At 64.7% G+C, this 16,746-nt stretch carries 15 protein-coding genes and 1 tRNA gene; 11 read left to right on the top strand and 5 right to left on the bottom strand.

Translation table 11 applies throughout. The annotated features are described in order from the left end of the window. The first annotated feature begins 34 nt into the window (after nucleotides 1-34). From OH799_RS23055 to OH799_RS23040, 4 genes are all read left to right on the top strand, one after another. The gene (locus OH799_RS23055) at nucleotides 35-1,375 is read left to right on the top strand and encodes a Dyp-type peroxidase (RefSeq protein ID WP_406267736.1); all 1,341 of its coding nucleotides are present in this window, start codon (nucleotides 35-37) and stop codon (nucleotides 1,373-1,375) included. A 149-nt stretch (nucleotides 1,376-1,524) separates the two neighbouring features. Beyond that, nucleotides 1,525-2,676 carry a DUF4331 family protein gene (locus OH799_RS23050; protein WP_406267733.1) on the top strand — a complete coding sequence of 384 codons (1,152 nt, stop codon included), beginning with the start codon at nucleotides 1,525-1,527 and terminating at the stop codon, nucleotides 2,674-2,676. Nucleotides 2,677-2,684: 8 nt separating this feature from the next. After that, the gene (locus OH799_RS23045) at nucleotides 2,685-3,758 is read left to right on the top strand and encodes a hypothetical protein (protein ID WP_406267730.1); all 1,074 of its coding nucleotides are present in this window, start codon (nucleotides 2,685-2,687) and stop codon (nucleotides 3,756-3,758) included. A 696-nt stretch (nucleotides 3,759-4,454) separates the two neighbouring features. Continuing rightward, nucleotides 4,455-5,156 carry a hypothetical protein gene (locus tag OH799_RS23040; protein WP_406267727.1) on the top strand — a complete coding sequence of 234 codons (702 nt, stop codon included), beginning with the start codon at nucleotides 4,455-4,457 and terminating at the stop codon, nucleotides 5,154-5,156. On the opposite strand, the gene OH799_RS23035 is transcribed toward OH799_RS23040, so the two are convergent. The 3 genes from OH799_RS23035 to OH799_RS23025 form a co-directional block, all read right to left on the bottom strand. After that, nucleotides 5,153-5,806, bottom strand: coding sequence for an HAD family hydrolase (locus OH799_RS23035; protein WP_406282410.1), 654 nt, complete (start codon nucleotides 5,804-5,806; stop codon nucleotides 5,153-5,155). The genes OH799_RS23040 and OH799_RS23035 overlap by 4 nt on opposite strands. Before the next feature lie 252 nt (nucleotides 5,807-6,058). Further along, nucleotides 6,059-6,250, bottom strand: coding sequence for a hypothetical protein (locus tag OH799_RS23030; protein ID WP_406267724.1), 192 nt, complete (start codon nucleotides 6,248-6,250; stop codon nucleotides 6,059-6,061). Between the two features lie 217 nt (nucleotides 6,251-6,467). Then, nucleotides 6,468-6,538, bottom strand: a tRNA-Gly gene (locus tag OH799_RS23025). A gap of 202 nt (nucleotides 6,539-6,740) precedes the next feature. On the opposite strand from OH799_RS23025, the gene OH799_RS23020 reads away from it, so the two are divergent. Genes OH799_RS23020 through OH799_RS23010 form a run of 3 tightly spaced genes read left to right on the top strand, consistent with a single transcriptional unit; the run spans nucleotide 6,741 to nucleotide 9,960 of the window. Then, a complete protein-coding gene (locus OH799_RS23020) occupies nucleotides 6,741-7,418 on the top strand; it encodes a TetR family transcriptional regulator (protein ID WP_406267721.1) in 678 nt (225 codons plus the stop codon). Beyond that, nucleotides 7,415-8,326, top strand: a complete 912-nt coding sequence (locus tag OH799_RS23015) for an ATP-binding cassette domain-containing protein (protein WP_406267718.1) — start codon at nucleotides 7,415-7,417, stop codon at nucleotides 8,324-8,326. The genes OH799_RS23020 and OH799_RS23015 overlap by 4 nt, the downstream gene beginning before the upstream one ends. Continuing rightward, a complete protein-coding gene (locus OH799_RS23010) occupies nucleotides 8,323-9,960 on the top strand; it encodes an ABC transporter permease (protein ID WP_406267716.1) in 1,638 nt (545 codons plus the stop codon). Before OH799_RS23015 ends, OH799_RS23010 begins: the two co-directional genes overlap by 4 nt. Nucleotides 9,961-10,201: 241 nt before the next feature. On the opposite strand, the gene OH799_RS23005 is transcribed toward OH799_RS23010, so the two are convergent. Further along, nucleotides 10,202-10,879, bottom strand: coding sequence for a phosphatase PAP2 family protein (locus OH799_RS23005; RefSeq protein ID WP_406267713.1), 678 nt, complete (start codon nucleotides 10,877-10,879; stop codon nucleotides 10,202-10,204). Between the two features lie 121 nt (nucleotides 10,880-11,000). Here OH799_RS23005 and dcd point away from each other — a divergent pair, with 121 nt between their 5' ends. Continuing rightward, nucleotides 11,001-11,600, top strand: a complete 600-nt coding sequence (gene dcd / locus OH799_RS23000; RefSeq protein WP_406267711.1) for a dCTP deaminase — start codon at nucleotides 11,001-11,003, stop codon at nucleotides 11,598-11,600. A 117-nt stretch (nucleotides 11,601-11,717) separates the two neighbouring features. On the opposite strand, the gene OH799_RS22995 is transcribed toward dcd, so the two are convergent. Beyond that, entirely contained in the window at nucleotides 11,718-12,275 is a 558-nt protein-coding gene (locus OH799_RS22995) for a hypothetical protein (protein WP_406267708.1), read from the bottom strand. A gap of 125 nt (nucleotides 12,276-12,400) precedes the next feature. On the opposite strand from OH799_RS22995, the gene OH799_RS22990 reads away from it, so the two are divergent. The 3 genes from OH799_RS22990 (at nucleotide 12,401) to OH799_RS22980 (ending at nucleotide 16,729) form a co-directional block, all read left to right on the top strand. Further along, complete coding sequence (locus OH799_RS22990) at nucleotides 12,401-13,741, top strand: XRE family transcriptional regulator (RefSeq protein ID WP_406267705.1); 1,341 nt, start codon at nucleotides 12,401-12,403, stop codon at nucleotides 13,739-13,741. Between the two features lie 88 nt (nucleotides 13,742-13,829). Further along, the gene (locus OH799_RS22985) at nucleotides 13,830-15,086 is read left to right on the top strand and encodes a pyridoxal phosphate-dependent aminotransferase (RefSeq protein WP_406267702.1); all 1,257 of its coding nucleotides are present in this window, start codon (nucleotides 13,830-13,832) and stop codon (nucleotides 15,084-15,086) included. A 371-nt stretch (nucleotides 15,087-15,457) separates the two neighbouring features. Further along, on the top strand, nucleotides 15,458-16,729 hold the full coding sequence (locus OH799_RS22980; protein ID WP_406267699.1) for a YibE/F family protein: 1,272 nt from the start codon (nucleotides 15,458-15,460) through the stop codon (nucleotides 16,727-16,729). The last annotated feature ends 17 nt before the right edge of the window (nucleotides 16,730-16,746 follow it).

Genomic DNA, 16,746 nt, shown 5'->3' with positions numbered 1-16,746 from the left:
GCGGCTGCCACCGGTTATGGAGACGAGCGTATCCATGGCAACAGTAGAAGAGCCTGTCGTGCTCGAATTGGATGATATCCAGAACGGGGCCATACATCCGCGGCCCTCGCCGTATGTCGGCGCCTATATTGTGCTGCGCATCGACGACCGGCGCGCTGGTCGTGAGCTTTTACGGAGGCTGATTCCGGCGATCGCCGACGCCACGAGCCCGATGGATCCAAGCCACCAGGCTTGGGTCAGTGCAGGACTCAGTTTCCAGGGCCTCGAGGCGCTGGGTGTTCCGCAGGACTCGCTCGACAGCTTCCCCCTGGCGTTCCAGCAGGGCATGGCCGCGCGTGCGGCAGAACTGGGGGATGTCGGTGACAGCGCCCCCGAAAACTGGGAGAAGCCGTTTGGGACCCCGGAGGTCCATGTCGGGCTCAGCGCGCTCTCACCCGACGCGGCCGGACTCGAGCGCGTACTCGCGCGCGCCCGGACGGCGTTTGAGGAACTCTCCGGGGTCACCGCTCTATGGAGCCTGGATTGTCACGTGCTGCCCACGGAGAAAGAAGCTTTCGGGTTCCGAGACGGCATCAGTCATCCAGCAATTGAAGGAAGCGGCATTCCGGGATCGAACCCCCAAGAGAAGCCCTTTAAGGCGGGTGAGTTTTTGCTGGGCTATGAGAATGAGCGGCATGAACTGCCTCCGATGCCGCGGCCCGAGGTCCTGGGTAAGAACGGTACCTATGTCGCTTTTCGCAAGCTGCACCAACGCGTTGCGGCGTTTCGCCAGTATCTGAAGGCGAACTCCTCGAGCCCGCAAGAGGAAGACTTTCTGGCGGCAAAGATGATGGGGCGCTGGCAGAGCGGCGCGCCGTTGGCGCTGTGTCCGATGCGCGATGACCCCGAGTTGGGTGCCGACCCGAAACTCAACAATGATTTCCTCTACAACGATGATCCGCAGGGCTTGAAAACACCCCCCGGCTCACACATTCGACGTCTGAATCCGCGCGACTCAGACATCAGCGGCTTCGCGCGTTTTCATCGCATGATCCGGCGCGGCACCAGCTACGGCCCGATGCTTCCGCCCGGGGTCATCGAGGACGATGGCGCCGAACGAGGGTTGGCGTTCGTCTTTGTCGGCGCGAACTTGGAGCGGCAATTCGAGTTCGTCCAGTCGGAGTGGGTGAACAAGGGGCAGTTCTTTCATGGCCCTGCCGGCGATAAGGACCCGATCGCGGGCGCGAACAACGGAAGCGATCACTTCACCATCCCTCAACAGCCGATCCGCAGGCGGCTACAGGGTTTGCCGGCTTTCGTCGTCACACGGGGAGGTGAGTATTTCTTCGTGCCCGGCCTGCGCGCCTTGCACTGGTTGGCCGATCTCGAGGCCTGACGAGGAGAACGCAGCGATCTGACGAGGAGAACGCACGATCTGACGCGCCCTGGGCCGCCCGCACTTCCCGACGGGATGGTCGGTGCCTGCGTTTGGTGAGATCGCGCTCCGCCAGAGTCTTTTCGATGGTCTGAAGGAGTTGGTGAGAAATGTCTGACCATAATTCCGGGCCTCGGGCCTTGGCAGATCCCGTTGTGGACATCACCGACGTCTACGCCTTCCCCAGTCCGGAACAGCCCGGCTTTCTGGTCTTGGTGCTCAATGTGTTTCCGAACGCAGAACCAGCCGCGCTGTTTTCCGATGCGGTCGACTACCGATTCCGGCTGCGGCCGGTCACGATCCCGCGCGGAACCGCAGCCGCGTTTGCCGTCGGCGAGAAGGAGTACATCTTCAGCTTCCGTTTTGCGAGCCCAGTCGAGTACCAGGCCGGCTCGCCGCTCGCGCAGGAAGGCACCTGCACCGCCTCAACCGGCCAGACCGTGTCCTTCCGGGTGAACGACGAACAGGGTGGAAAGGCTCACGGCCTGCGCGCCTTTGCCGGACGGCGGATGGATCCATTTTTCTTCGACGGCATCAGGGCAGCGCAAACCATAATGACCCGACAGCTGGCGTTTGTCAGCCCCGGCGACAGCAGGCAGTACCGCCAAAACGTCCTCAGCATCGTCGTCGAACTCGACATCGCCACGACTTTCGGGGCGGACGCCGGACCGCTGTTTGCCGTCGTCGGCGAAACGATGATTCCCGGGCCGATCACGGTCCGTCTCGAGCGCTTCGGCCGCCCCCTGATGAAGAGCGTCGTCCTCGGCGCAAAGGACTTCGATACCGTCAACCGGGATCTGGATATTCGCGATCTGTATAACCAGGAGGACCCATATAACCTGGGGCCGACATACCTTGGTGCGTATCGGGCGCGGATGAACGCGAATCTCGGCTTCTGGGATAGCCTCGACCACAAGACCGACTGGCCGCCGGACGCGCACGGCATCCACCCCCTGACCGAGCTGCTGTTGGCCGATTTCATGGTGATCGATGTGTCGAAGCCGTATACGGAGGATAGCTACTTCGAGATCGAGCGGGCGTTGTTGAACGGCGCCAGCCATCAGACCTGTGGTGGCCGAAGCCTCAATGACGATGTCGGAGACACCATTGTGACGACGCTGGTCAATGCCGGCAACGGCGCCCGGATCAGCGACGGTGTCGACCAACAGGCAGTTCGGGCCTCTCGCACCTTCCCATATCTCGTTCCCCCGGAACTGAACCCTCCGGCCAAGATCGAGCTTTCCCTTGACGAGTCCGGGTGAGGACGGTGATGACGAGATGCAGCGACCCGGCAGCAACCGGCGGGGTGATCGATGACGAGTTACCAACGACGACAGGTGCTCTCGCGCTGGCGAATCTGCAAGCGCAGATCGACGGCCAGCAGCGGATGGCCCTCGCGGGAGGGCTCGATGTCGGTGATCGAGCCGAGCTCATCGAACTCGTGGCGCTGCGGGGGCACATCCTCGGTCGCATCGCGGACTGCGAATGGGCGCAAGCACGGGCCGAACAGCTCGCGCACGATCACCCGGCTGACGGCGTAGCCCTCATCGCTCGAGCCCGGGCGCGAGCCACATTCCATCGCTTCACCGATGCGCTGGGTGACCTCGACGAAGCCCGACGGCTCGGAGCAGATCCCCCCGTGGTGGATGCCGAACACGCCGCGATCCTCCAGGCGGTCGGACGCTACGACGAAGCCCTCACATTCATGTGGGAAGCTGTGAAACGCCGAGCTGATTTCGCCTCTGTCGCGGCGCTGGCTTCGCTCTGCGCTGAGAGCGGGGACGTGGCCACCGCGGAGCATCTATTCGACGAGAGTCGGGATCGCTACCGTGGGGTCTCGCCGATTCCGCTGGCGCAGCTCTACTTTCGGCGCGCCATGATGTGGCTCGCGCAGGGGAATCTCCCACGCGGGCACAGTTGGCTCAGCGCCGCGCATCGCCGCCTTCCGGCCTACGCCCCCGCTCGAGGCCATCTGGCCGAAGTCGAGGCGGCGCTCGGCGAGACCGACTCCGCGGTCGCCCGGCTGCACCCGCTGACGATCTCCTCCGACGACCCCGATTACCCGGCACAACTCGCCCGCATACTGAGCGAGGTCGGCCGCGCAGAAGAGGCTCGTGAGTGGCGTGCCCATGCGGCAGCGCGCTACAACGAACTGGTCGCGCGACATCCCGGGGCCTTCGCCGACCACGCGGCGGAGTTCTGGCTCAACGCAGGTGCCGACCCCCATCGGGCATTACAGCTCGCGAGGAAGAACCTCGAGGTCCGCCAGACACCACGGGCCCATGAGCTCCTCTCTCGCGCCACGCGTGCAGTTGACGGTGCTCGGGCCGGAGACAGGAGATAGGCGTAGCGGACGGCATCGCTATCGGTGCCGAACCGGCCAGTATGCTCGCCATACAAGCAACGGTGCGCGTTCATTGGGGCATCATCCCTTCTGGAGCCTGAAACTGCAGGTCAATGGTGTCGACCGGGCCACCGGGTCAGCAACCAGTGTGCCTGCGTTCGGCAGTGCAACGGTGACCGTGTCAGGGACCGTATCCATCGGCGCTGGCGACCTCACGCTCCGGGCTTTGGCAGGCACGGCCAACTACCTGACGATCAACTCCGGCACCAACACCTACGTGCGGATCACCTGAACCGCCGGTCAGCGCGTCATAACGACCAGGTGGTACTGGCCACCCGCCCGCCGACGGGGTTGCATTCGGCGATGACGCCAGGCTTCCGCAGCCGCGCTGCCTCGCGGTTACATGAGGCGAAGTCGGGGTAGATCGTGCTGTGCGATCGCGGCTGCGACTTGCCGGAGGAGGAGCTCCCGAATGCACCGGCGAGACCCCCAGGAAGCCGGTCAGGATTTTATCCGGACCATCGGCGGCGGCCTCGGTGCGGCGATCAGCAATGCAGCGGCTGTGGCCAGTATGGCAGCGAAGCTTTCAACATCGAGTGACCCCTGTTCTCGGTTGAAGAAGTGACGGCGCGGGCCGTATCGGAGTCCAGCCTCCTCGCTGGAAGGCTCGAGTTCTTCGACCTTCAGCAGCCTGACATGGCGAAGCCAAGCTTCACCCTTGCGCTCCAGGCCGCAGGAGAGGCCGAAGACGAGCTGCTAGGTGCCGCAACACTGGCGCATATGGCGTTCGCGCCGGCCTTCTCGGGCGACCCGGAGCGCGCCGAGGACGCGCGCGACAAACTCCATGGCGCACGCGCATTCGCCCGCCGGGGCAGCGTCAGCGCGGAGATGCTGGCGTGGCTCGACGCGGTCGAGGCCGAGGTGGAGACTCGTTTCGGCAACACATGCAGGGCACTCGAACTGATCGCCCATGCCGAGGAGATGTACGAGCAGCACGACGCCGACGGGCACCCCAGCCCGCCATGGCTGGATTGGTTCTCGCCGACGAGACTGGCCGGATTCAAGGGCAACACCCTGCTGGCGGCAGGCAAGGGTGCGGCGGCGCGCGAGACGCTGGAACGCGCGCTGGCCGAGCTGCCAATAGAGGAGATCAAGCAGCGTGCGGTCTACCTCGCCGACCTCGCGTCAGCCGCCGTCCTGGAACGAGATCCTGAACAGGCATGCGCCTACCTGGAGCAAGCACTTGGGCAGCTCGGCGAACAGTGGTATGCCACCGCGATGGATCGAGTGAAGGATGTGCGCCAAACACTGCGGGAATGGGACTCGCTGCCGCAGATGAGAGCGCTCGACGATCACCTGTACAACTGGCACACAATGATCAGGTCACTGTCCGCCTAGCATTCATTTTCCGTAGCAACAATTCCCGGCAGTTCGGAGAGGTCGCGGATCCTCCAATCGGAAAGTTCCGCGACTTCTGGCATGTCGCGAAGGATCCACCCCCACGGGCCCCGCTGAATGTAGGCGGTCCGCATGCCGGCCGCTTTTGCTGGTGCTACGTCGTTGTCGATCCGATCTCCCACGTAGATGATCTCGGCAGCGCTGCACGGCGCGACCTCGACCACCTTCGAGAAAAACGCGGGCGAGGGCTTCTCGACACCCCAATCATCGGATGTGCCAATGAAATCGGTGGGCAAGTCGAGACTGCGCAGAATCTGTCCTGACCTGACAGTCTGGTTGCCGACGATCCCCACCCAAATCCCCATAGCGCGGAGCGTCGACAGAGCCGACCGGACGTCGGGGTACAGGTCGTCTTCGGAATAGTTTTCCGGCTGACCAGCTCGCGCTCGCGCCTTTCGCTCCTCGGCCAGATCGAACCCGGGCCGGAAAACCTGGAAGACATTCCGGTAGTCCTGGCCGCGAGCGATAACTGCCCCGAAGACCGATACAAAGGTATGTCGCGGCACCCCCAACCAATCTGCCCAAGTTCCGTACTCGCGCGTCTCATCAACGAGCGTTTCCCCAACATCGAATACAACTGCCCCGATCATGGGGCATACGGTACCGGCACTGGTCTTCTCGCTGCCTTCGCGCTTGCCCACTTGGCTAAGCGGCGGTTCGTATCGCGCTGCTGATGTGAAGTTCGGTCATGCAGGGCTGGACGGCACGCTAGTCGTGGCCGACGTATGAGAAAGCCGCCCTGGAGCGAATCCGGGGCGAGCGATCATGTTGCACTCCTGGTGATGTGAGGGGGCATGGCTCGATACCCCGGCGTCCCCTCGTGCGCCCGGCGAGGATCGGGGTTAGCGGCCCAGGATCTTGATGAACTGCACGGGAACCGAGGGCTCCCAGCGCTGGCCGTCGGAGTGCGCCCATATGCCCATAGGGGTTCGTACGGCGACGCGGCCGTGGTCGGAGATCATGGCGCCGGGCGGCATCGCGTCGAGCACGTCGAGGCGGTCGATGGTGATCGACCCTCTGGGGTCGACACTCATTGAGCCAGGCTCCGCTTCGGCGTGACCTGCACCTCGCAAGGGTAGCCGGGGTCGCGGGCATTGTCCTTGTCCGTGAGCGGGATTCGGTATCCGGCGGCCACGCGCTCCCATCGCCGGAGGTCGAGACCTGGGCTATAGGGTGGATTTTGAGGTGGACCTCCGGAGCGTAAGAAAGGCCCCGAACCGGGACCTGCTGGTCGGGGCCATTATGTTGTTGAGCCGATGACGGGAATCGAACCCGCGCTGTCTGCTTGGGAAGCAGAAGTTCTGCCATTGAACTACATCGGCGTGACGATGCATCGTCAAACGAGACTGTAGCAGAGTCCGTGTGTGGACGGGAAAAGTCCAGGTAAATGCCTCTGACCTGCGCGGATCTCGATCGTTGGTGCACCGGCCGGTGTGGCGAGGAATCCGAAGGTTGGCGCCGATAGCAGTTCACGCACGGATAGCCTCTTGCGTCGAGGCTGAACACTTGTTTAGTATGTTGAACATGCGTTTAGCGCGATCCTCCGATGCCGACCTGACCGCGCGAGCCCGGATCCGGGACACGGCGATCGTGATATTCGGTGAGCAAGGGTTTTCCATCGGGGTTCGCGCTATCGCAGCTGCCGCCGGGGTATCGCCGGCCCTGGTGAACCACCATTTCGGGTCCAAGAAGAGCCTGCGTGCGGAGTGTGACGCGCACGTGCTCGAAGTCGTCCGCAAAGCGAAGTCGGAGTACATACGCGATCCGACCCCGGCGGGACTGCTCACCTCGCTCGCCGAGATCGAGGAGTTCGCCCCACTGATCGCCTACATCGCACGCAGCTATCAAGCTGGGGGCAAGCTTGCCGCCTCGTTGTTCGAGCGTTCGGTCTCCGACACCGAGCAGTATCTAGCCGAGGGCGTCGCGGCCGGCACGATACGGCCCAGCCGGGATCCGAAAGCTAGGGCTCGCTATCTGGCGATGGTCGGCAGCGGTGGCTTGATGCTGTTCTTACAGCTACGCCAGGATGCCGACGGCAAGATCGACTACGGCGAAGCGCTGCGTGCCTATGCCGATCAGGTGATGCTGCCCGCAGTGGAGCTCTACACCGAGAGTCTGTTGACCGACCGGATGGCCTTGGACACCTTGCTCGCCGAGCGCGAGCGAATCGCATCCCCCGATTCACCTGAGGAGAATCAATGAGCAACGTGATCGAAGTGCGCGACCTTCGCAAGCAGTTCGGCCAGGTACATGCGCTGGATGGGCTGAATCTTGAAGTCGCCCAAGGGGATATTCACGGCTTCCTGGGTCCGAACGGTGCGGGTAAGTCCACAACTATCCGGGTGCTGCTCGGTATTCTGCGGAAAACGTCAGGAACGGCCACGCTGCTGGGCCGTGACCCGTGGGCTGATGCCGTCGAACTGCATCGCGATATTGCTTATGTGCCGGGGGATGTGACGTTATGGCCCTCCCTGACCGGCGGGGAAACGATTGATCTGCTGGCGCGGATGCGCGGCGGTATCGACGAGAAACGCCGCACCGAGCTGATCGAACGCTTCGATCTCGATCCGCGGAAGAAGGCGCGCACTTACTCCAAGGGAAATCGACAGAAGGTGGCGTTGGTTTCCGCGTTCTCGTCCTATGCCGACCTGCTCCTGCTAGATGAGCCGACATCGGGACTGGACCCGCTGATGGAACAGATATTCCGGGAATGCGTCGCCGAAGCACGCGACCGTGGCGCCACGGTGCTGCTGTCGAGTCACATCCTGTCGGAAGTGGAACAGCTGTGCGAGCGCGTCACGATTATTCGAGCGGGTAGGACGGTCGAGAGCGGCACGCTGGAATCGATGCGCCATCTGAGCCGCACCTCGATCAAAGCCGAACTCATTCGCGATCCTGGCGATCTCGGCAAGATCCCCGGTGTGCAGGATGTCTCGATCGAGGGCAATGTGCTGCACGCTCAGGTGGATAGTGAAAGCCTGGGCGAGCTGATCCGGGTACTGGGTGCGGCTGGAGTGCGCAGCCTGGTGAGTCAGCCGCCCACGTTGGAAGAGCTCTTCTTGCGACACTACGAGGCCGACGGTCGCGAGCCGCAGCGGGTGACCGCATGACGACCGCGGTGCTCGCGGGTCCTCGGCACTCCGCCGAGTTGGCGAGTTCCTCCGAACTCTCCGGGACCGGACAGTTGCTGCGGCTGTATCTGCGGCGCGACCGAATCATCCTGCCGCTGTGGGTGCTGTTGCTTTCTGTACCACTGTCCTCGGTCTATGTGGGCAGTATCGACAGCGTCTACCCGACCGCGGCCGATCGCGCCTCGTTCCTGGAATCGATCATGGGCAGTCCCGCTCAGCGAGCGATGTACGGGGTCATCTACAACGACAGTCTCGGCGCGGTGGCCATCTGGAAAGCCGGGATGTTCCACACGCTGATCGCGGTCGCGGTGATACTCACCGTCATTCGGCATACCCGTGCGGAGGAGGAGACCGGCCGGGCCGAGTTGCTCGAATCCACCTCCGTCGGACGCTACGCAAGCCTGACGGCGACGTTGCTCCTGGGCTTCGGTGCCTCCTTGACCACCGGATTGATCGGCACGGCGGGGTTGCTCACCAAAGACGTGCCCAAGGCCGGTTCGGTGGCGTTCGGGCTCGCGTTGGCAGGCTCGGGCATTGTGTTCGCCGCGGTCGCCGCGGTCGCCGCGCAACTCAGCGCCGGTGCGCGCATCGCCCGCATGATCGCGTTCGGCGCCCTCGGCGCCACGTTCGCGCTGCGTGCGGTCGGGGACGCCGGAACCGGTGTGCTGACCTGGCTCGCCCCGCAAGGATGGTCGCTACAGGTGCGCCCTTACGCTGGGGAACGCTGGTGGGTGCTGCTGCTGCACCTGGCAACGGCGGTCGCGTTCACGATTGTCGCTTACCTGCTGCTGCACCGCCGCGACGTAGGCGCGGGGCTCATCGCCGAACGTCCAGGAAAGCCGACGGCCGCAGCCACACTCGGCGGAGTACTCGGGCTTGGGTGGCGGTTGCATCGTGGCGTGCTGATCGCGGCGACGATCGGGTTGTGCCTGTACGCGCTGCTCATCGGTAGTGTCGTCAACGGCATCGGCGACGCGATCGGCGACAGCGACGCCGTCGCGGACGTGCTCAACCGGATGGGCGGCTCACAGGCACTCGAGGACTCGTTCATCACCATCGCGTTCACGATGCTCGCGGTCGGTAGTGCCGCGCTGGCCATCTCGGCGGCACTGCGGCTCTACAACGAGGAGAGCGAGCTTCGTTGCGAGTCGGTGCTGACCGGCGCGGTCAGCCGGATCCGCTGGGCAGCAAGCCATATCGTGTTCGCTCTGGTCGGTCCCGCAGTGGCGATAACGACCGCCGGGCTTGTCACCGGACTTGTCTACGGCCTGGCCGCCGACGATATCGGCGCGAAGCTGCCCGGCGTGCTCGGCGCCGCGCTGGTGCAACTGCCTGCCATCTGGATGCTTGCCGCGATCACCGTCCTGTTGTTCGGCCTCGCCCCGCGATTCACCCCGGTGGCCTGGGGTGTGCTGGTCGGTTTCATCGCGCTGTTCCTTCTCGGTTCGATCTCCGGGTTCCCCCACTGGCTGCTCGACCTCGAGCCGTTCACCCACACACCTCGGATTCCCGGTCAGGAATTCCAGGCCGCGCCGGTGGCCTGGATGCTGCTCATCGACGTGGCACTGCTCACGGTCGGTCTGTATGCCTTCCACCGCCGCGACCTGCGCTGAACATCGCCCGGCCAGGACCGCTCGCTCCGGAGGCTTGCCGGCTCCCGGAGCGAGCGACAGGTCTTGGGTACTCGCCTCGCAGCGCGGGAGAGGAGTACACGCAGCACTTGGTCAGGCGCACGCCCCAGATCGCGCCATCACGCCGGTGACCAGTGCGAGCCCGACGGCGTCCGCATCGGCTCCGCGTCACCGGTGCCAGGCTCAGATTTGTGCGGCAAGACTGTCCGTCCAAGTCGGGGTGTCAGTAGTGCGTGTCGACGAGCCTGGTGGCGGGCGCGCGGGTTTTGCGGTGGGTGAGATAGCGGTAGACGGTCAGGCATGCGAGGAGCCAGAGCGCGCCGAGGCACCAGCCGCCGAGTACGTCGGTGATCCAATGGACGCCCAGGTAGATCCGGGAGAGGCCCACCGCGGCAACGAATATGACGGCGAGAGTCGCGGTGACAGCGCGGAGGGCGGTGCGGCGCAGGTTGGGGATCAGGACCAGGGCGACAATGCCGACCACGACGAACGAGCTGAGGCTGTGCCCGGATGGATAAGACTGGTTTGTCACGGTCACGAGGTGCTCCCCGACGGGCGGACGGTCCCGGCCGATCACGCTCTTGCCACCGCGGACCAGGAGCCCGGCCCCGAGCCCGGTGATCGCGACGAGCACTGCCTGGGACCAGCGGCGGCGCCAGGACAGGCCCAGGCACACCAGGGTTGCGAGTGCCGTCATGGTGAGGGTGCCGCCGAGTGCACTGACCGTCACCGCAGTCGGCGTCAGTACACCGTCGCGGTGCGCGATGGCCCAGTTCGTGACACCGCGATCGAGCCCGGTGCGGCCGTTGTCATCGAGCGCATGGCGGGTGAGACCGGCGTTGAACACCACAAGGAGCGCGGCGAACACCACGATCGCGGTCCGAATCCGATGCGACGTCACCCCTCCACCGTTCCATCCCGGAAAGTCGGACGTGAGCCGAGGTGCCCACTATAGGCACCAGATACCCGCCGTCGACGAGCACGGTGTAGAGCCGCGGGGAGCAGGCGCTACGCTCGTCGGCGTGCTGCTTTCCGATCGTGACATCCGTGCGGAGATCGCCGCTGGGCGTCTCGGCGTCGAGCCGCTCTTGGAGAACCTGATCCAGCCATCGAGTATCGATGTGCGCCTGGATGGAATGTTCCGGGTGTTCAACAACACCCGCTACACCCATATCGACCCCGCACAGCGGCAGGATGAACTGACCAGCCCGGTGGAGCCCGCGGAGGGCGAGCCGTTCGTGCTGCACCCCGGCGAGTTCGTGCTCGGCTCCACGCTCGAGGTGTGTACGCTGCCGGACGATCTGGCCGGGCGGTTGGAGGGCAAGTCGAGCCTGGGCAGGCTCGGCTTGCTGACCCACTCGACTGCGGGGTTCATCGATCCCGGCTTCAGCGGCCACATCACGTTGGAGCTGTCCAACGTGGCGAATCTGCCGATCACCCTGTGGCCTGGTATGAAGATCGGCCAACTCTGTCTGATCAAGCTGACCAGTCCCGCCGAGCACCCATACGGCAGCGCCGTCGCGGGCTCCAAGTATCAGGGCCAGCGCGGACCGACCCCCTCACGGTCCTATCTCAACTTCCCGCTCTCCACCGCGGCGATCGACGCCGCCGAATCGCGCTGAGCCAAGAATGCTCTCTGCCGCATACGCATAAGCGGCACCGGACCGAATCCGCCACGTCGACTGTGGAATAGGGGCGGACCCGGCCCGGGCGGCAGCGGGAACCGATCGCGGAGGTGATCAGTCCCCGCCGCCCGCTCCCACCGCCAGTGCCGTAGTGAGGACGACGGACAATGGTGGGAGCGCGTCGCCGCGGCTCGGCGGATTGACCCAGAAGCACCCTTCCCGGGTCCACCGGCCGAGACCGGTCGGCAACATCACGGCACTGCCGATGGCGGGAAGGCCGATATCCAAACGGTTGAGCACTTCCAGTACCTGCGTCCCCGGCCTGCTGTCCGGCTCGGCGAGGAAACTCCACCGGATCTGTCTGGCCAACATGGGACCCCTCGACCCGTGTTGCTCCAGTGCATTCCTTACCTTTTCGGCGCGTGCGGTCGGCAGGTGGACAACGCAGACCCGGCCGGTGATCGGCAGCATGGCGAAACCGCCACGCTCGATGACCGGTAGCCCGAACTCGTGCTGGTAGAACGCGACCCAATCGTCCACGATCCTGAGTTTCTCCACATTCACGGCGAACTCCTTGCCTTCCTTCTCAAGGGTCCCCGGTCCGCCCGGCGATTCGGTATTGCCCGCACGCCCGCCTTCCGCTGCCCTTCCGCTGCCTTTGATACGGGCCATGTTTCACATGTGGCTCTGCTCACAATCCGCTCGTACTCTGGACAAGAAGTTCGTTCGGAAGGGGTGACATCTTGGTCAGACAGTGGTCAGGGAGAGAGGCTCGAGCCCTTCGCGATGCCAAGCGGATGAGCATCAGAGAGTTCGCGGCCCACCTGGGTGTGCACGAACGACTGGTGTCCAAGTGGGAGGCCGGGGGTGTCCGGGTCCATCCACGTCCGATCAACCAAGCCGCTCTGGATACTTCCCTGGCCAGGTCCGACGATGTGGTGCGGGCGCGGTTCGCGGCAATGATCGATGAGCCGGTGGTCGATCGACCCGTGCCGCCGGGATTCGACGCGCGTGCCGACGACTCGGCGCGGACTCAATATTCGAGCGACGCGGACCTTTTGGCTCTCATAGACGCCGGTGCGATGAGAGGTGATGCGTTAGTAGCTATTTCGGAGAGGGATCTGATCATGGCGGCTGCCCACGAGGCCAGCGAACACGCCGGCAAAGCCGAGAGCACCAATGTGGGTGCGACCACGCTGGAACAACTCGACGCCGATGTGGCGCGCATCGCGAACGACTACGTACACATTCCGCCGGTGCCGATGATGGTGGAGATGCTGCGGGTGCGTCGCCGGGTTTACCGCCTGCTGGAGGGCCATCAGCGGCCCGCGGACACGAGCCACCTGTACCTGCTCGCGGGCACCCTCTCGGGTTTGCTCGCCAACGTGAGTACCGATCTGGGCTATTACGACGCGGCGGGCGAGCAGGCCAGAGCAGCCTGGGCCTACGCGGAATTGTGCGGACACAACGGACTTCGTGCCTGGACCCGCGGCATGCACGCGCTGATCGAGTACTGGTCGCATCGACCACGCCGAGCCGTGCTGCTGGCGCGGAGCGGGCAGCAGTTCGCCGAGTCCGCAACGGCGCAGGTGCGTCTGCTCAACATCGAAGCAAGGATCTGGTCAGCGCTGGGCAGCGCCGCAGATGCCGAACGGTGCATCCGGGCCGCCGACGATGTTCGTGAACTTGCCGGAACCGACACCCTGCACGACGAAGTGGGCGGCGTCTTCGGGTTCAACGACGCCAAAGCCCAGTACTACGCGGGTGCCACCTACATCCACCTCGGCCAGGCCGAGCCGGCGCTCAGCGCCACCCAGCGGGCCATCGAACTGTATTCGAAGGGTCCGTCCGAGCAGCGGTCCTACGGCGCCGAGGCACTGGCCCGGGTGGACTGCGCGGCCGCCCACCTGATCAACGGCAGCCTGGACGGTGCGGCCGAGGCACTGCATCCGGTGCTCGGGCTCGACGAGGACAAACGCATCGCGCAACTCGAGGAGCGGCTGACCGGCGTGCGCAGACGAATTGCCACCCCGGCCTTTCGCGATGCGGTCGAGGCGCGGTTCCTGGACGAGCGGATCGAGGAGTTCTGCGGCTCCACGGCGGCGCGGAGCATCCCGCCGGCAAGCCCGGCTTGCTGAGGGACTGGTCACACCCAGGCGGTGCCGGAGCCGAGGACGGCTGATCGAACCTCGGACCGGCATTTATCTGCTTGCGACGGATGGCACCATGGGACGGGTGAGTCCGAGTCATCTACCGCACCGCCCGCCGCGCGTCCTCGAGCAGTCCACGAAGCTGCAGGACGTCGTCTACGAAATCCGTGGACCGGTATACGCGCAGGCGGCACGGCTGGAGGCCGAAGGCCATCGCATTCTCAAGCTCAATATCGGCAACCCCGCTCCGTTCGGGTTCGAGGCGCCGGATGTGATCATGCGCGACATCATCGCCGCGCTTCCGTACGCCCAGGGCTACTCCGAATCCAAGGGCATTCTTTCCGCGCGGCGCGCGATCGTGACCCGCTACGAGCTCGTGCCCGGCTTCCCCGAACTCGACGTGGACTACGTCTACTTGGGCAACGGCGTCTCCGAGCTGATCACCATCACCATGCAGGCGCTGTTGGACAACGGCGACGAGGTGCTGATCCCGGCGCCGGACTACCCGCTGTGGACGGCCATGACCAGCCTGGGGGGCGGCACTCCGGTGCACTACCTGTGCGACGAAGCCAACGGCTGGCAGCCCGACGTCGCGGACATCGAATCGAAGATCACCGATAAGACCAAGGCCCTGCTGGTGATCAACCCGAACAACCCGACCGGCGCGGTGTACTCGGCCGAGGTCCTCCAGCAGTTGGTCGACGTCGCGCGCAAGCATCAACTGTTGCTGCTCGCCGACGAGATCTACGACAAGATCCTCTACGACGACGCCAAGCACATCTCACTGGCGACGATGGCGCCCGATCTGCTCTGTCTGACCTTCAACGGGCTGTCCAAGGCGTACCGGGTCGCGGGCTACCGGTCGGGCTGGCTGGCGATCACCGGTCCGAAGGAGCACGCGGCCGGTTTCCTGGAGGGCATCGACCTGCTTGCCTCGTCTAGGTTGTGTCCGAATGTTCCTGCGCAGTACGCGATTCAGGTGGCGCTCGGCGGGCATCAGAGCATCGAGGATTTGATCCTCCCTGGCGGCCGACTACTCGAACAGCGCGATGTCGCCTGGGAGCGGTTGAACATGATCCCAGGTGTGACCTGTGTGAAGCCGAAGGGTGCGCTGTATACGTTCCCCAGGCTGGATCCGAACGTGCACGAGATCTACGACGACTCGAAGCTCATCCTCGATCTGCTGCTGCAGGAGAAGATCCTGATGGTGCAGGGCACCGGCTTCAACTGGCCCGACCACGATCATCTGCGGATCGTGACGCTGCCCTGGGCGAGGGATCTAGCGGTCGCGATCGAGCGCTTCGGCAACTTCTTGTCCAGCTATCGCCAGTAGCGGAAGGGCCGGGCACGGCCACATGGGCGCCCCGCTTCCGGCGCTGAAACAAACTCGATGTACGGATACTTGCCAGATTTGAATACTGGCTAGCGCAAAAGAAGTACTTTTGTGTACAGTAGTCCTCGGCACCTAGAGTGCCTGGTCGGATGCCCTACCCCCCTGGGCGCATCCGATCTCGGGTTCGGCCGCCTACCCCCCTGGGCCGCCGGCCTGCGGGCGGCGGAGACATCCCCCTGCTCTCCGCCGCCCCCTCAAAAACCCTCTTCTCTCCGCTGACTGGGTATCCGTGTCCTGCCGCGCCGCACCAATCTTGAAAATGAAATCCTTTAAGCTCCCTCCGGGCAGACACTCTGACAAGTAGGAGCGCGGTGAGCGACCACCACCATCACCACGATCACTCGGAACCGATCGCGATCGGCGCGACCGCGGCGCGCGTGGTCGTCGGGTTACTCACCGCCGTCGGCATTCTCGTCGTGATCGGCGCGATCATGCTGTGGCCGAGCAAGCAGCACGTGGACATCCCCTTGCCGATGCAGAACGCGGGCGGCGGGGCGGTGCAGACCGAAGCAGGCACCGTGACGATGCAGGACGTCGGGCCGTGCGGCAGTTCGTCGCTGGGGAAAGTGTTCGTCGACAAGCCGGAGGCGCCGCGCAGCAACGCTTACACCTGTCAACGCAGCCTGATCACGATCGAATCCGGGCCGCACAAGGGCAACCACACACTATTCGAAATCGCCCCCGGCCCAGGTCAACCCGATTTGCGCGCGGGCGACAAGATCCGGCTGGTCCGCCAGACCGATCCGACCGGAACACCGCTGTACTCGTTCGAAGACTACGCGCGCGGGCTGCCGCTGACGCTGATCGTGGTGGTGTTCGTGGTGGTGATCATCGTGGTGGCGCGCTGGCGTGGTCTACGTGCGCTGCTCGGTCTGGTGTTCGCGTTCGCGGTGCTCGTGCTGTTCCTGCTGCCCGCCCTACTGGACGGCAAACCGGCGATCCCGGTCGCGTTGGTCGCGGGCTCGCTGATCCTGTACGCGGTGCTCTATCTGGCGCACGGGGTGAATCTGCGCACCAGTTCAGCGCTGCTCGGCACACTGACCTCGATGCTGGTCGCGGCGGCACTGTCCTGGCTCTCGATCGAGCTGACCCACCTGACCGGGCTGTCCGAAGAGCAGAACACCAACGTCGCCACCTACCTCCAGCACGTCAGCATTACCGGATTGCTGCTCGCCGGTTTCATCATCGGTTCGCTCGGCGTGCTCAACGACGTCACGATCACCCAGGCGTCCGCCGCGTTCGAGCTGGCGGCCCTCGATCAGTCGGCTTCGCGGCGCGAGGTTTTCACCGCCGCTATGCGGGTGGGACGCGACCACATCGCCAGCACCGTGTACACCCTGGTGCTCGCCTACGCCGGTGGGGCGCTGCCCCTCTTGCTGCTGTTCAGCGTGGCTGGGCGATCCATTCGCGATGTACTGACCGGTGACGCGGTGGCGATCGAGATCGCGCGCTCCGCGGTCGGCGGTATCGCGCTCGCGCTGTCGGTTCCGCTGACCACTGGCATCGCGGTCCTGCTCGCCCGTCCGTTCGGCAGCAAGGAGACCACTCCACCGCCGCGCCACGCCCGGCACGCGCGGACCTGAGTTCGGGGCATTCGGGG

This window comes from Nocardia sp. NBC_00881 (assembly GCF_045207455.1).
Classification (GTDB): domain Bacteria; phylum Actinomycetota; class Actinomycetes; order Mycobacteriales; family Mycobacteriaceae; genus Nocardia.
Note: the sequence above shows the minus strand (reverse complement) of the source record. Positions and strands in the feature narration are given on the sequence as shown.